Source organism: Rathayibacter sp. AY1A5 (genome assembly GCF_002930875.1).
Taxonomy (GTDB): domain Bacteria; phylum Actinomycetota; class Actinomycetes; order Actinomycetales; family Microbacteriaceae; genus Rathayibacter.
This window is the reverse complement of the sequence record NZ_PSTM01000010.1, coordinates 79,609-93,252: the sequence shown is the minus strand read 5'-3', so window position 1 is coordinate 93,252 and position 13,644 is coordinate 79,609. Positions and strand designations below refer to the sequence as shown.

Genomic DNA, 13,644 nt, shown 5'->3' with positions numbered 1-13,644 from the left:
ACCGTAGGACCGGGAACTGCCCGCTTCCTGGGAGCGGGAAGGGGCTTGCCCGGGCGCCCGCTGGACTGCGATGATTCGCGCCCTCGACCGGGGCCGGCCGGCCGAGGGCGCGGGATCAGGTCGCCGGGGTGGCGGACTCGGACGGAGCGGACTGCGAGGGCGCGTTCGTGGGAGTCTGCGACGATCCGTCGTCGGCGCTGGTGGGCACCGCGCTCCCCGACTGGTACGGCGTCTGGGCGCCGCCGGTGCAGCCGGCCAGCAGGCCGATCGTCAGAGCGGAGGCGCCGAGCGCCCCGAGGACCCGTGCGGCGCTCACTTGCCCGTCACCGCGTCCTTGACGGCCCCCACTGCCTTCTCGACGATGTTCGGCTTCGGGTCGGTGCCGTAGAGGCGCTCGTCCGGCTGGGTGGGCGGGGGCATCGGGACGTTGCCGCCGGGCTCCGCGACGCGGTAGCTGAACTCTCCCTTGCCGTCCGGGGTCGGGCCCGAGGCCCAGCTGCCCTCGGAGGCCGCTGCTCCGTCCGAGAAATTGATGTACTCGTACGACACGGAGCGCTCCTCCTTCGAGATCGGGAAGTTCGAGGGCACGGGCAGGTCCTCCCGGCCCTCCGCGCGCAGCTCGGCGGCCGCCGCGATCCACTGGTTCTGGTGCATGGTGTCGCGGGCCAGGAGGAACGACAGGAGGTCGCGCACGCCGTGGTCGTCGGTCATGTGGTAGAGCCGGGCGACCTGGAGCCGACCCTGCATCTCCGCGTTCGCGTTGGCGGTGAAGTCGGCCAGCAGGTTGCCGCTGGCGGTGATGTAGGAGCCCTGCCACGGGTTGCCCATGCTGTCGACGGGGCGCGCGCCGGCGCCGGCCACGATGGCGTGCTGCACGTCGGAGCCGCCGATGACCGCCGCGAGCACGGGGTCCTTCTTCATCGCGTCCTCGGACTGCTCGACCGGGGCCTTCTCGAGCAGCTGGGCGATCATCACGGCGATCATCTCGACGTGGCCGAACTCCTCGGCGCCGATGCCGAAGAGCAGATCCCGGTACTTGCCCGGGTCGTGGGCGTTCCAGGCCTGGAAGCCGTACTGCATCGCCACGGTGATCTCGCCGTACTGGCCGCCGAGCACCTCCTGGAAGCGGCGGGCGAAGACCGCGTCGGGCTTCGAGGGCGTGGACGTGAACTGGAGTTCCTGACGGTGGAAGAACATGACTGGTTGCCTTTCCGGGGTAGCCGGGCGGATCCGGGTGCGGACGTCCGATGTCTGTCCTCTCGACGGTAGGGAGCCCTGTTCGCGGGTCAGAAGGGGCTTGACGCGGTGGCTGAGCAGTCGATCCACGGGCCCTCGGGACCCGCCCTCGTGGGCGCGGGATGGTAGCCCCAACAGGGGGTCAGCCGCTATGCCCTTCCCGGTACTCGAGGGCCCGAACAGACTGGCGACGCCGGCACGCATTCATCCCCCACTCGATCCTGGAAGGGACAGACGATGTCGAACATCGATCCCGCTTCACCTCCGTTCGGAGACGGCGCCGCGAACTTCGGCGCGACCGAGACCCCCACCGACAGCGGGGCGCACGTCGCCCCCACGGACACGTCCTCCGGCTCCTCCACGGGCGGTGCAGCCGACTCCGCGAAGGAGAAGGCGAGCGCCGCCGCGGGCACCGCCAAGGACCAGGCCGGCGCCGTCGCCGGCGACGCCAAGCAGGCCGCGAGCGAAGTGCTCTCGACCGGCAAGGACGAGGCCGCCAACGTGGTCCAGGAGGCCAAGGTCCAGGTCAAGGACCTCTACGACCAGAGCCGCACCCAGCTCACCGAGCAGGCCCACGCCCAGAAGGAGAACGCCGCCAAGGGCGCCCGCGCCTTCAGCGACGACCTGACCGCGCTGGCCAACGGCGAGGGCGGCAGCGACAACGCCGCCGCGAAGCTCGTCTCCCAGGCGGCCACCCGCGTGCAGGGTGTGGCCTCGTGGCTCGAGAACCGCGACCCGTCCGAGCTCCTCGACGACGTCCGCGCGTTCGCCCGCCGCCGCCCGGGTGCCTTCATCCTCATCGCCGCGGCGACGGGACTCGTCGGCGGGCGCCTCATCCGCGCCCTGACCGCCGAGGCGAAGGACGAGAAGGAGGCGACGAGCACCCGCACCGACGGGCCCGAGTTCGACGCCCCCGCCTCGACCACCGCGTACTCCGACGCCTCCGCGTACGACGCGCCCGTCGCGTCCGCCTACGGCACCGTCGGCTCGAGCTCCCTCGAGCGCGACTACGCGCCGACCGAGCCCGTCGCCGACCCGCTCGACGGCGGCTTCCCGAACGGCGGCCGGCTGTGACCGACCCGACGGGCGTCCACCGCTCGACGGAGACGCCCGACCAGCGGGCCGGGTCGACGTCGCTGGGCGATCTGCTCGGCGAGGTCTCGCGCGACCTCTCCACGCTGATCCGCCAGGAGATGGCCCTCGCGAAGGCCGAGCTCAAGGAGTCCGCCGGCAAGGCGGGCAAGGGAGCGGGCCTCCTCGGCGGGGCGGGCTACGCCGCGCTGATGGCCGTGCTCTTCCTCTCGATCGCCCTCTGGTGGGGCCTGGGCACTCTGATCGGCAACGGCTGGTCCGGAGTGGTAGTGGCCGTCATCTGGGCGATCGTGGCCGCGATCCTCTACGCGGTGGGCCGCAAGAGCCTGAAGCAGGTCGACGGCGCTCCCGAGACGGTCGACTCCCTCAAGAAGATTCCCGACACCCTCAAGCCGAACGGGGCAGGACGATGACGTACGACGCAGGACAGAACAAGACACCCGAGGAGATCCGGGCGGACATCGAGCGCACGCGCCTCGAGCTGGGCGGGGACGTCGACGCGCTGGCCGAGAAGGTCAGCCCGTCCGCCATCGCGCAGCGTCAGACCGACAAGGTCAAGTCGGCCGTGGGCTCCGTCCGCGACCGCGTGATGGGCTCGGCGCACGACGCCTCCGACTCGCTCTCGAGCGGTGCGGGCTCGGCGAAGGCCAAGGCCGAGGGCAACCCGTTCGCCGTGGGGCTCATCGCCCTCGGCGCCGGACTCCTCGTCGCCTCGCTCATCCCCGCCTCCAGCAAGGAGAAGGAGGCGGCGAGCCGCGTCAAGGAGCAGGCCCAGCCGGTCGTCGACAAGGTGACCGACGCGGCCAAGGAGGCGGCGAGCGAGCTCCGCGAGCCCGCGCAGCAGGCCTTCGCCTCCGTCAAGGAGACCGCGACCGACGCCGCGCAGAACGTCAAGGAGGCGGGCACCTCCGCCACCGACGACGTGAAGGACTCGGCCCGCGAGGCCAAGCACGCCGTCCAGGAGGACGTGCAGCACTGATCCGTCGGCGCTGACAGGGCGGTGGGCCTCCGGGCCCGCCGCCCTTCGTCGTGCCGCCGGGAATACACCGCCGCCCGCACTCCTTGCCCTCCGTATGCGATCGATCGTCTACTCCCGCACCGGTGACTCCTCCGTCCTCTCCCTCGTCGACCGGGAGGAGCGGGCGCCGGGCGCCGGCGAGGTCCGCGTCCGCGTCCTGGCGTCGGGCGTGAATCCGACCGACTGGAAGGCACGCGCCGACGGCGACCTCGCGTTCGACGAGGTCGTCCCGAACCAGGACGGCGCCGGTGTCGTCGAGGCGGTCGGCGAGGGCGTCGAGGGCCTGGCCGTCGGCGACCGGGTCTGGATGTACCTCTCCGCGCACCGCCGCCCCACCGGCACCGCGCAGGAGTCGGCGGTGCTCGCCGCCGAGCACGTCGTGCGCCTGCCCGAGGGCGTCGGCGCCGACGTCGCCGCGAGCCTCGGCGTCCCCGCGATGACCGCCCACCGCGCCCTCACCGTGCACGAGCACGGCCCCTCCCGTCTCGCGCCCGGCACCCTCGCCGGCCGCACCGTCCTGGTCCAGGGCGGCGCCGGAGCCGTCGGGCACGCCGCGATCCAGCTCGCGGTCTGGGCCGGGGCGACCGTCATCGCGACGGTGAGCAGCGACCCCAAGGAGCGGCTCGCCCGTGCGGCCGGTGCGCAGCACGTGCTGCAGTACCCGGACGACGCGCTCGCCGACCGGATCCGCGGGCTCGCCCCCGAGGGCGTCCAGCACGTGGTCGAGGTCGCCCCGGCTCAGAACGCCGCGCTCGACGTCGAGGTGCTCGCCAACCACGGCAGCATCGGGTACTACGCGAACAACAACGGCGACGAGTTCACCGTGCCGATCGTCGCGAGCTTCGCGAAGAACGCCCGCTGGCAGGGCCTGCTGCTCTACACCGTGGGCGAGGAGGCACTGCAGGCCGCGGCCGAGGACATCACCGCGGCGCTCGTCGACGGCGCGCTCCCGGTGGGCGAGGAGGCGGGCCTCCCGCTGACTTGGTTCCCGCTCGAGGAGACCGCGGCCGCCCACGACGCGGTCGAGCAGGGCGCGACGGGAAAGGTGCTCATCCGCGTCGCCGACTGACCGCGAGGGCTCGCCTCTGATCGACTCCCGGCCGGATCAGCCCCGGAGCGGGGGCGAGCCCGGGACGGTCGAGCGGTCGGCCAGGCCGGCCACGAGCTCGGCGAGCGCCTCCTCCGCCGTGCGGGTCGGCGCCCAGCCGAGCTCGGCGCGGGCGCGCTCGGTCGACATGACCGGGACGTTGCCCGCGATGTCGAGCCAGCCCGCGTCGGTGCGCTGCAGGCGCAGGTGCCAGGTCGCCGTGACGACGGAGCGGAGCAGCCCGAACGGCACTGTGACCAGGCGGGCGCCGAAGGCGTGCGCCAGCCGCTCCGGAGTGAGGACCGGCTCGGCCGCGATGTTGAAGGCCCCGCCGGCGCGCCGGTCGAGCGCGCGCCAGAAGGCGTCGGCCACGTCGTCGGCGTGCACGCCCTGGAAGACGATGCTCCGCGGCAGCGGCAGGACCGGGATCCGGACCGCCTTCAGCCACCGCGTCGGGTAGTGGGGACCGGCGAAGAGCCCGGCGATCTCCGTCGCCGCTCCGCGCTGGAAGACGAGCCCCGGGCGCAGGCGCGTGACGACGATCTCGGGGTGCCGCTCCTCGAAGGCGTCGAGCTGCCGCTCGTTCGCGGCCTTGTGGCGGCTGTAGGTCGAGGTGTGCAGGCCGCCCGTGGGCCAGTCCTCGGTGACCCGGATCGACTTCGGCGCCGCGCTGTAGGCGCCCACGGACGAGGCGACGGCGACCTGGCCGACTCCCGCGGCGGCGACCGCCTCGAGCACGGCCGCGGTGCCTCCGACGTCGACCAGCCGCTGGAACGGCTCGTCGTGGCTGGGCTGCAGCGCCCAGGCGAGGTGCACGACGGCGTCGACGCCGGCGAAGGCCTCGCGGAGCCGCCGCGGGGCGACGCTCGACGCGAGGTCGATCTCGACCCAGCGCACGTCGCGGTACTCCTCCGAGCGGAGCCGAGGGGCCCGGCGGGCGATGCCCACGATCTCCTCCACCCCGGCCTCGCCGTGCAGGCGCCGCAGCAGCGCCGTCCCCAGGTTGCCGGTCGCCCCGACGATCGCGATCCGCATGGCGTCATCCCTCCGGGAGCAGCGCACGCCGACCCCCTCCTCCGAGGCTAGGCAGGGGCGCCGCCGCGGAGGAGCCGCTTGACAGCGGGCACGACGGGACGCTCGGCGGGGACCGCCGGCCGCCGGCGGGGTGAACGCTCCTCCCCAGGGCGGACGCGGCCTAGACCACGGCGGGAGCGGGCGCATCCCCCCGCGCGGCCGGCCGACGATCCCTAGCCTGGGACGATGCTGCCGACACCGCCCCGCCGCGTCCTCCCCGTGCGACACGAGGTCGAGGGCGTCACGCTGCGGACGGTCGACACCGGTCCGGCCGGGGCGGGCGCGGTGTTCGTCCTGATCCACGGGATCGGGATGTCGCACCACACCTTCTCGCCGCTCGCCGCCCGCCTGAAGCGGCACGGCCGGGTGATCGGCGTCGACCTCGCCGGCTTCGGCGCGAACGGGCGACCGCGGCGGAGGGTCGGCCTCGAGGACCACGCGCGGCAGGTCGAGCAGGTCCTCCGCGGACTGGGCGTCTCGCGCGCGGTCGTCGTCGGGCACTCGATGGGGTCGCAGGTGGCGGTCGAGCTGGGGCTGCGCGCGCCCGGCCTCGTCGACGGCGCGGTGCTCATCGGGCCGGTGGTGGATCCGCAGCGGCCCGGAGCGGTCCGCCAGGGGCTCGCGCTGCTGCGGGACTGCCTCGGCGAGCCGGTGGGCGTCGACGCGATCCTGCTGGCCGACTACCTGCGCGGCGGCCTGCGCTGGTACCTGCGCCAGCTGCCCGAGATGCTGCGGCATCCGGTCCAGGAGCGCGTCGCCCGGCTGGAGGTGCCGGTCCTCGTCGCCCGCGGCCGCGACGATCCGATCGCCACCCGTGACTGGTGCGAGCGGCTCACGGCCCACGCGCGCGAGGGGCGGCTCGTCGAGTTCGCCGGCTCGCGCCACGTCGTCCCCCGCACCGAGCCCGGAGCGCTCGCCCGCGAGATCCTCCGCTTCGCCGCCGCGCTCGGCGAGAGGCCCGCCGCCCCGCTCCCCCTCCGGTCGGAGCCGGCCGCATGAGCCGGCTCCGGCGCCTGGTCCGCGACGCCGTCTGGTGGATCCGCGACTACGCCTACGCCGTCGCCTGGCAGGTGCGCGGCGTCCTCTCGCGCCGTGCCCCGGACGACTACCTCGACGGCGACCGGCGGCCCGTCGTGGTCCTGCCGGGGATCTGGGAGACCTGGTCCTTCCTCCGCCCGATCATCGATCCGCTGCACGAGCGCGGGCACCCTCTCCACGTGCTGACGAGCCTCGGCCGCAACGGCCGCCCGGTCGCCCGGACGGCCGAGGACGTGGCCGCCTACCTCGCCGAGCACGGGCTCCGCAACGTGGTGATCGTCGCCCACAGCAAGGGCGGGCTGATCGGCAAGTACGTGATGACCGAGCTCGACCCGGACGGCCGGGTCGACCGGATGGTCGCCGTGGCGACCCCGTTCGGCGGCTCCCGCTACGCGCCCTACCTGGTCCTCCGGAGCCTGCGCGCCTTCTCGCCGCGCGACGCCACGACCCTGCTGCTGTCGAGCCGCTCCGGAGCGAACGCGCGGATCACCTCCGTGTTCGGCCTCTTCGATCCGCACATCCCCGAGGGCAGCATGCTCGAGGGCGCGGTCAACGTCCGGATCGAGACCGGCGGGCACTTCCGCATCCTGAGCGACCCCGAGACGCTCACCGCGGTCGTCACGGCGGTCTCGGCTGAGGAGCGCGCCGACGGAGAGGCGCCCTGACGACGGCGGAACCCCTGACGACTCCGTAGCAACCCGCGTCGCCGCGGCGGAACCCCCTGGCGCCTCCGGCCCGCGAGGCGGAGCGTGGAGCCATGCCCGCCTCCTCCACCGGCCCGACCGAGCTCCTCCTCGTCCGTCACGGCGAGAGCCTCGCCAACATCGCGGCGAGCGCCGCCGAGGCCTCGGGGGCTCACGAGATCGCCGTCGACCGCCGCGACCCCGACGTCGAGCTCTCCCCCGCCGGCGAGGAGCAGGCGCGCGCGCTCGGCCGCTGGCTGGCCGAGGAGGCGCGGCCCGCCTCCGCCTGGACGTCGCCCTACCGCCGCGCCTCCGCGACCGCGCGTCTCGCCCTCGGCGAGGCCGGCATCGACCTGCGGCTGCGCCCCGACGAGCGCCTGCGCGACCGCGACCTCGGCGTCACCGACCGCCTCACCTCCGCCGGCGTGCGGGCCCGGATGCCCGAGGAGGCGGCGCGGCGCGAGTGGCTCGGCAAGTTCTACTACCGGCCGCCGGGAGGCGAGGCCTGGACGGACCTCGCGCTCCGCGTCCGCGCCTTCGTCGACCACCTCGCCGTCGCCGCGCCTCCCGGGCCGGCGATCCTCTTCTGCCACGACGCGGTCGTCCTCGTCCTCCGCTACGTCCTCGAGGGCCTCTCCGAGCACGAGCTGCTCGACATCGGCGCCTCGACGCCCGTCGCCAACGGCTCCGTCACCCGTCTCGTCCGCGACGGCGGCGCGTGGCGCCTCGACCTCTTCAACCGCACGTCCCACCTCGAGCGCTCCGGCACCCCCGTCACCCGGCACGACGACCGCGCGGACGGAGAAGGAGACCCTCATGAGTGACCTCGTCTCCCGCGCCCTGCTCGAGCAGCGCTGGCCCCTCCCGGAGCCCGGAGGCTCGAAGCACTCCCGCGGCGACGTGGTCGTCGTCGGCGGCGCCCGCAAGACGCCCGGCGCCGCGATCCTCGCGGGGATCGCCGCGCTGCGGACCGGCGCGGGGCGCATCACGCTCTGCGTCGCCGAGTCGGTCGCGTCGGCCACCGCGGTCGCGCTGCCGGAGTGCGGAGTGGTCCCGCTCGCGGAGACCCGGACCGGCTCCGTCTCGGGCCGCGGGCTCGACGTCCTGGCCGGCGAGCTCTCCTCCGCCGACGTCGCCCTGATCGGACCCGGCCTGGACGACCCGCGCGCGACCGCCGCGACCCTGCGGGCCCTCGCTCCGCTCCTCGACGACGTGCCGGCTGTGCACCTCGACGCCTTCCCGCTCGGAGTCCTGCCCGGGCAGCGCCGTCTCGCACGGAGGCTCGCGGGCCGGCTCCTGCTGACCCCGAACTCGGAGGAGGCGTCCCGGCTCCTCGGCGAGGAGGTCGACGACGTCGAGCGGGCCGCCCTCGCGGTCGCCGAGCGCTACTGCGCGGTGGTGAGCCTGTTCAACACGATCGCCTCGCCCGACGGCGACGCGGTGCGGATCGAGGGCGAGCACCCCGGGCTGGCCACCGCGGGCAGCGGCGACGTGCTCGCCGGAGCGACGGCGGGCCTGCGCGGGCGCGGCGTCGATCCGATGGGCGCGGCCGCGTGGGGCGCGTTCCTGCACACGGAGGCGGACACGCGCCTCTCCGCGCGGATCGGCCCGGCCGGGTACCTCGCGAGCGAGATCCCGGGGGAGTTCCCGCGCGTGCTGGCGGGCTGAGCGGCGCGGGTGCACTGAGGACGGCAGTCGTTCCGAGGCGGGCCGGCGGTGCGAGCGCCCCGGACCGAGCCGGCGGCGTGAGCGGCGGCGATCACCGTGACCGCGGCGTCGACCTCAGTGCGCGACGTCGGCGACCGAGAACGCCACTCCCGGCGTGATCAGGATCGAGGTCTCGCGGGGCTCGCCCTCGCCCTGGTTCACCGTGATCCAGCGCGACGCGGAGCCGTCCAGGGCGCGGTCGATGCTCTCGCGCACCTCCGCGGCCGACGTCTCGCTCAGGCTGAACGGCGCTCCGCCGTAGATGATCTCGACGCGCTTCACAGCATGCTCTCCTCGCTCTGACGGGCGGTCCCGTGGGGCTCCTCGCTGATCCGCAGCCCGTGCGCCGTGTGCGAATCGGCGAGCAGCTGGCGGATCCAGTCCGGGTTGATGTTCGGGGCACGGCCGCCGTGGTACTTGAAGCGCAGCGGGATGGCGGGGTGCAGCCAGATCGAGGTGCGTCCGTCGCCGACCGCCTGCGAGTCCTTCCACGAGAAGTAGAAGGACTCGTTGCGCGCGAGCTTCGAGCCGATCACGATCTGCAGGTGCGCCAGCAGACGGTCGTCGAAGTCGGCCTCGAGGGTCGAGTCGTAGATCAGTCGCCCCATCAGGCGGTTCTCCGTTCGGGAAGTCGCCCGTCCGCGAAGGGTCGGGCGGAGTCGTGAGTGTCGATCCTACCGGCGCCCCGGATGCTCACCAGGAGTCGTCCTCGCCGTGGAACTGCGGGATCTCGGTGTCGACAGCGGAGAGCGGCCCGGCGCCGCCGTCCTCCTCGGCCACGGGGTGCGAGACGCCCAGACGGGCCGTCTCGCGGGTGAAGCGCTCGACGAGCTCCTCGTCGAGCAGTTCCTCGGCTCCGTCGTCCTCGGACTCCGAGAACAGCTGGCTCGCCGGTCCGATCAGCAGCGCCGCCCGTCCGGGCCGGCCGGACTCCTGGCGGATCGGGATGTCGACCGTGATCGACCCCTTGGTGAGCGCCAGCGCCTCCGCGTAGGCCAGCAGCGACCGCGCGATGGCGGTACCCGTCAGCACGGAGCTGCCGGCGTAGTGGATGCGTTCCATGCCTCCTTCCTACTCCTCGGGCGGCCGCCCGGTCAGCGGTTGCGCGGTCGAGGGAGGGAGCGCTAGCGCCGCGTCGATCCGGCGGTCGAGCGCGTCGCGGACGGCCGGCCACTCGGCCGCGAGGATCGAGTGGACGGCCGTGTCGCGCCACGAGCCGTCGGCCCGCCGCTGGTCGTGGCGGAGCACCCCCTCGAACACGGCGCCGAGGCGGAGGATCGCGGCCCGCGAGCGCGCGTTCACCGCATCCGCCTGGAGCTTCACCCGCTCGTAGCCGCTGTCGAAGGCGAGTCCGAGCACCAGCCGCTTCGCCTCCGGGTTCACGACGGTGCCCCACGTCTCGGGCGCGTAGGCCGTCCAGCCGAGGTGGGCCGCCTCGCGCGTCTCGTCGAAGTCGGCCAGCGAGGTCGTGCCGACGACGCGCCCCTCCTGCAGCACAGCGAACGGCAGGCCCGTGCCCCAGGGGTAGTAGCGGTCGACGAAGGCGCGGAACTCCTCCGGGGTGCCGGGGAGGCCGGCGGGTCCTCCTCCGTAGCCGCCGGCGAACACCTCCGGACGCCCGATCGCCCGCCCGAGCGGCTCGACGTGCTCGGCGGCGAGCGGCTCGAGGACGATCGAGCGGCCGACGAGCGTGACGGGACCGGGGCGGCGGGGACTGCTCATGCGATCAGTGTGGGGCACCGTGCCAGCATGGCTCCATGAGCACCGCCGCGCTGTTCGAGTCCGCCGCCGCCGCCCTCGTCGGCCTGCTCGCGCAGGTGCGGGAGGACCAGTGGGAGCAGCCGGGGCTCGGTGCCTGGGACGTCCGCGGCCTCGCGGGACACGCGTCGCGGGCGGTGCTGACGGTCGAGGCGTACCTCCTCGCTCCGGAGCCGCCCGAGCCGACCATCGAGGACGCGCTCGACTACTACGCCGCGCTGGCCGGGAACGTCGCCGACCCCGCGGCGGTGGCGCGGCGCGGGGTCGAGGCTGGGCTGCTGCTCGGCGACAGGCCGGCTCAGGCGCTGGCGGAGGCGGCGGGCCGCGCGGTCGAGCTGGTCGCCGCCCAGCGTCCCGGCCGCCTCGTCGCCGTGGGCGGCCACGCGATCGAGCTGGACGAGTACCTCCGGACCCGGCTGCTCGAGCTGGTCGTGCACACGCTCGACCTCTCGCGGGCCACCGGGATCCCGCACGCGCTGCCCGGCGAGGCCGTCGAGGCGTGCTGCGCGCTGACCGGCGGGCTGGCCGCTCGATCCGGACGCGGCGAGGAGCTCCTGCTCGCGCTGAGCGGGCGGGAGCCCCTCGCCGCGGGGTTCTCGGTGGTGTGAGGGCGCCGGCCCTCCGGCTGCGGGTTCTGCGCGGCGCCGGCCCTCGGGGCACCGGGTCCTCCGTGGTGAGGGCGCCGATCCTCGGGCCGCGGGTTCTACGTGGTGCCGGCTCTCAGGCCACGGCGAGAGCGGCGACCGGCGACACCTTCGTGGCGCGGCGGGCGGGCAGCACGGCCGCGACGACCGTGATCACGACACCGACCACGAGCACCGCCACCAGGATCGGCACCGGGACGGTCGGCGGGATCAGTCCGATGCCCGGCAGCGAGCCGAACACCGAGATCGCGCCGCACCAGCCGTAGACCACGCCGAGCACGATGCCGAGCACCGCGGCAGCGATGATCATCTGCGCCGCCTCCAGCACCACCATCGACCGCACCTGCGAGCCGGTGAAGCCGAGCGCGCGGAGCAGGCCCAGCTCGCGCCGGCGCTGCAGCACGCTGAGCGACAGCGTGTTGACCATGCCGACGGCGGCCAGGACGACCGAGAAGCCGAGCAGGACGCTCATCACCGCGGTGCTCACCTGGATGAACTGCTCGAACGCCGCGATCACCTCGGGGTTCGTCTCGCCCGAGCGCTCCATGATCGTGCCGAACGTGGCGGCGGCGACCGCGAACATCGTGACCAGCGACACTCCGATGACCAGTCCGATGACGGCGCGGGCGCTGCGCGCCGGATTGCGGACGGCGTTGGCGGACGCCAGTCGGGCGACGGGGCCCCGGCCGAAGGCGCGGCCCACGAGGGCCGTGAGCGGAGGGAGCAGGACGGGCGCCCCGAGGATCACGCCGGTGAAGGACGCCATGCCTCCGACCAGCCCGAGGAGGACGCCGCCGGGGTTGGCGAGCCCGAGGACGACACCGGCGGCGAGCAGCAGCGCGCCGACCACGACGAAGACGATCGCCGTGACGTTGCGGGCGGTGCGGCCGCGCAGCTCCTCGTAGCGGGGCTCGGCGGAGGATCCGGCGGCCTGCGACGGCGCGACCGCGAGCACGCGGCGCGATCCGGACCACGAGGCGATGACTGTCGAGGCGACCACGGCGATCAGCGGCAGCACGAGGCCGGGCGAGACGAGCGGGTAGTCGAAGCGGGGCAGGGTGCCGCTCCGGATGGCGAGCTCCGCGGCGAGCGCCACGAGAGCGACGCCGGCGACCAGGCCGATCGCCGCTCCGAGGAGCCCCTGCAGGAGGCCCGTGCGGACGATCCCGCTGCGCAGCGACCGGCCGGAGGCGCCGAGCAGGCGCAGCAGGGCGATCTCGCGGGTGCGCCCGGCGATGACGGTCGAGACCGCGTTGGCCGTGACGATCCCGCCCACGAACACCGCGATGCCGAAGAAGACGGCGCCGACCATCCCGAGCATGAGGGCGACCTGGCCGATGCCGTCGATCCCCGCCGCCGCGAAGGCCGCGACCATGTCGGCGATGACCTGCACCAGCACGGCGCCGAACGCCGCGGCGAGTGCGGCGACGGTGACGATGGCGCCCCCGCCCTGGCTCGAGCCCGTGCGCACGCCGCTCACGCCGCGCCCTCCATCGTGAGCATCGCGCGCGAGATCTCCTCGGCGCTCATCCCGCGGCGGTCGTCGACGACGGCCCCGTCGCGGAGGAAGACGATGCGGTCGGCGTAGGCCGCCGCGATCGGGTCGTGGGTGACCATGGCGATCGACTGGCCGTACTCGCGGGTGGAGGCCCGGAGCAGGCTGAGGACCTCGCGGCCGGTGCGCGAGTCCAGGTTGCCGGTGGGCTCGTCGGCGAAGATCAGCTGCGGCCGGGTGGCGAGGGCGCGGGCGATCGCCACGCGCTGCTGCTGCCCGCCCGAGAGCTCGTGGGGCCGGTGCGTGAGGCGCTCGCGGAGCCCGAGGGACTCGATCAGCCGGGCGATCCACTGCTCCTCGTCGCCGGTCACGGAGCGGCCGTCGAGCTCGAACGGGAGGCGGATGTTGCCGCGCACGTCGAGCGTGGGGACGAGGTTGAAGGCCTGGAAGACGAAGCCGACGCTGCGGCGGCGGAGCACGGTCAGCTCGGCGTCGCTCATCGAGGTGATCTCGGCGTCCCCGAGGAACACGCGGCCGGAGGAGGCGGTGTCGAGGCCGGCGAGGACGTGCATGAGCGTCGACTTGCCGGATCCGCTGGGGCCCATCACCGCGGTGAACTCGCCCCGCTCGATCGAGAGCGTGACGTCGTCGAGGGCGACGACGGGCGGCGTGCTGCCGTAGAGCTTGCGCACGCCCTCGACGCGCGCCACGACGGAGGAGGTCTGGTTCTGCATGTCCTCGACGCTACGGAGGCACCCCTGTCGCCGGCGTCGTCCGCAGTGGCTCGCGGCATCATCCCTCCGGCGGACCCG

The 13,644-nt window shown here is 74.3% G+C and carries 18 protein-coding genes; 9 read left to right on the top strand and 9 right to left on the bottom strand.

Features of this window, described 5'->3' with window-relative positions:
- Positions 1-115: 115 nt before the first annotated feature.
- Positions 116-316 (bottom strand): hypothetical protein, encoded by a 201-nt coding sequence (locus C5B98_RS09130; RefSeq protein ID WP_104327664.1) that lies wholly within the window; start codon positions 314-316, stop codon positions 116-118.
- Positions 313-1,197 (bottom strand): manganese catalase family protein, encoded by an 885-nt coding sequence (locus C5B98_RS09125; RefSeq protein WP_104222765.1) that lies wholly within the window; start codon positions 1,195-1,197, stop codon positions 313-315. Before C5B98_RS09125 ends, C5B98_RS09130 begins: the two co-directional genes overlap by 4 nt.
- Before the next feature lie 276 nt (positions 1,198-1,473).
- On the opposite strand from C5B98_RS09125, the gene C5B98_RS17275 reads away from it, so the two are divergent.
- The 4 genes from C5B98_RS17275 (at position 1,474) to C5B98_RS09105 (ending at position 4,415) form a co-directional block, all read left to right on the top strand.
- Complete coding sequence (locus C5B98_RS17275; protein WP_104222766.1) at positions 1,474-2,310, top strand: hypothetical protein; 837 nt, start codon at positions 1,474-1,476, stop codon at positions 2,308-2,310.
- A complete protein-coding gene (locus C5B98_RS17270; RefSeq protein WP_104222767.1) occupies positions 2,307-2,741 on the top strand; it encodes a phage holin family protein in 435 nt (144 codons plus the stop codon). The genes C5B98_RS17275 and C5B98_RS17270 overlap by 4 nt, the downstream gene beginning before the upstream one ends.
- Complete coding sequence (locus C5B98_RS09110) at positions 2,738-3,307, top strand: DUF3618 domain-containing protein (RefSeq protein ID WP_104222768.1); 570 nt, start codon at positions 2,738-2,740, stop codon at positions 3,305-3,307. The genes C5B98_RS17270 and C5B98_RS09110 overlap by 4 nt, the downstream gene beginning before the upstream one ends.
- Before the next feature lie 94 nt (positions 3,308-3,401).
- Positions 3,402-4,415, top strand: coding sequence for an NADPH:quinone reductase (locus tag C5B98_RS09105; RefSeq protein WP_104308197.1), 1,014 nt, complete (start codon positions 3,402-3,404; stop codon positions 4,413-4,415).
- 36 nt (positions 4,416-4,451) lie between these two features.
- Here C5B98_RS09105 and C5B98_RS09100 read toward each other — a convergent pair whose 3' ends face one another.
- Positions 4,452-5,468 (bottom strand): NAD-dependent epimerase/dehydratase family protein, encoded by a 1,017-nt coding sequence (locus C5B98_RS09100; RefSeq protein WP_104222770.1) that lies wholly within the window; start codon positions 5,466-5,468, stop codon positions 4,452-4,454.
- 225 nt (positions 5,469-5,693) lie between these two features.
- Between C5B98_RS09100 and C5B98_RS09095 the strand changes: the two genes are divergently transcribed.
- The 4 genes from C5B98_RS09095 to C5B98_RS09080 all read left to right on the top strand — a co-directional run bounded on the left by C5B98_RS09095 (position 5,694) and on the right by C5B98_RS09080 (position 8,896).
- Positions 5,694-6,506: an alpha/beta fold hydrolase gene (locus C5B98_RS09095; RefSeq protein ID WP_104222771.1), complete on the top strand. Its 813-nt coding sequence runs from the start codon at positions 5,694-5,696 to the stop codon at positions 6,504-6,506.
- Positions 6,503-7,210 carry a triacylglycerol lipase gene (locus C5B98_RS09090; protein WP_104222772.1) on the top strand — a complete coding sequence of 236 codons (708 nt, stop codon included), beginning with the start codon at positions 6,503-6,505 and terminating at the stop codon, positions 7,208-7,210. Before C5B98_RS09095 ends, C5B98_RS09090 begins: the two co-directional genes overlap by 4 nt.
- 92 nt (positions 7,211-7,302) lie before the next feature.
- The gene (locus tag C5B98_RS09085) at positions 7,303-8,052 is read left to right on the top strand and encodes a histidine phosphatase family protein (protein ID WP_104222773.1); all 750 of its coding nucleotides are present in this window, start codon (positions 7,303-7,305) and stop codon (positions 8,050-8,052) included.
- On the top strand, positions 8,045-8,896 hold the full coding sequence (locus C5B98_RS09080; protein ID WP_104222774.1) for an NAD(P)H-hydrate dehydratase: 852 nt from the start codon (positions 8,045-8,047) through the stop codon (positions 8,894-8,896). The genes C5B98_RS09085 and C5B98_RS09080 overlap by 8 nt, the downstream gene beginning before the upstream one ends.
- Positions 8,897-9,010: 114 nt before the next feature.
- Here C5B98_RS09080 and C5B98_RS09075 read toward each other — a convergent pair whose 3' ends face one another.
- The 4 genes from C5B98_RS09075 to C5B98_RS09060 form a co-directional block, all read right to left on the bottom strand.
- Positions 9,011-9,217: a hypothetical protein gene (locus tag C5B98_RS09075; protein ID WP_104222775.1), complete on the bottom strand. Its 207-nt coding sequence runs from the start codon at positions 9,215-9,217 to the stop codon at positions 9,011-9,013.
- Positions 9,214-9,543, bottom strand: coding sequence for an ATP-dependent DNA ligase (locus C5B98_RS09070; protein WP_104222776.1), 330 nt, complete (start codon positions 9,541-9,543; stop codon positions 9,214-9,216). Before C5B98_RS09070 ends, C5B98_RS09075 begins: the two co-directional genes overlap by 4 nt.
- Positions 9,544-9,628: 85 nt before the next feature.
- Positions 9,629-9,997: a hypothetical protein gene (locus C5B98_RS09065; protein ID WP_104225704.1), complete on the bottom strand. Its 369-nt coding sequence runs from the start codon at positions 9,995-9,997 to the stop codon at positions 9,629-9,631.
- A gap of 9 nt (positions 9,998-10,006) precedes the next feature.
- Positions 10,007-10,657, bottom strand: a complete 651-nt coding sequence (locus tag C5B98_RS09060; protein WP_104258044.1) for a GNAT family N-acetyltransferase — start codon at positions 10,655-10,657, stop codon at positions 10,007-10,009.
- Between the two features lie 35 nt (positions 10,658-10,692).
- Here C5B98_RS09060 and C5B98_RS09055 point away from each other — a divergent pair, with 35 nt between their 5' ends.
- Positions 10,693-11,301 (top strand): maleylpyruvate isomerase N-terminal domain-containing protein, encoded by a 609-nt coding sequence (locus tag C5B98_RS09055; RefSeq protein WP_104225706.1) that lies wholly within the window; start codon positions 10,693-10,695, stop codon positions 11,299-11,301.
- A 112-nt stretch (positions 11,302-11,413) separates the two neighbouring features.
- On the opposite strand, the gene C5B98_RS09050 is transcribed toward C5B98_RS09055, so the two are convergent.
- Together C5B98_RS09050 and C5B98_RS09045 are read right to left on the bottom strand one after the other, a co-directional pair.
- Entirely contained in the window at positions 11,414-12,817 is a 1,404-nt protein-coding gene (locus C5B98_RS09050; RefSeq protein ID WP_258063476.1) for an ABC transporter permease, read from the bottom strand.
- Positions 12,814-13,566: an ABC transporter ATP-binding protein gene (locus tag C5B98_RS09045; RefSeq protein ID WP_104222781.1), complete on the bottom strand. Its 753-nt coding sequence runs from the start codon at positions 13,564-13,566 to the stop codon at positions 12,814-12,816. The genes C5B98_RS09050 and C5B98_RS09045 overlap by 4 nt, the downstream gene beginning before the upstream one ends.
- Positions 13,567-13,644: the final 78 nt, after the last annotated feature.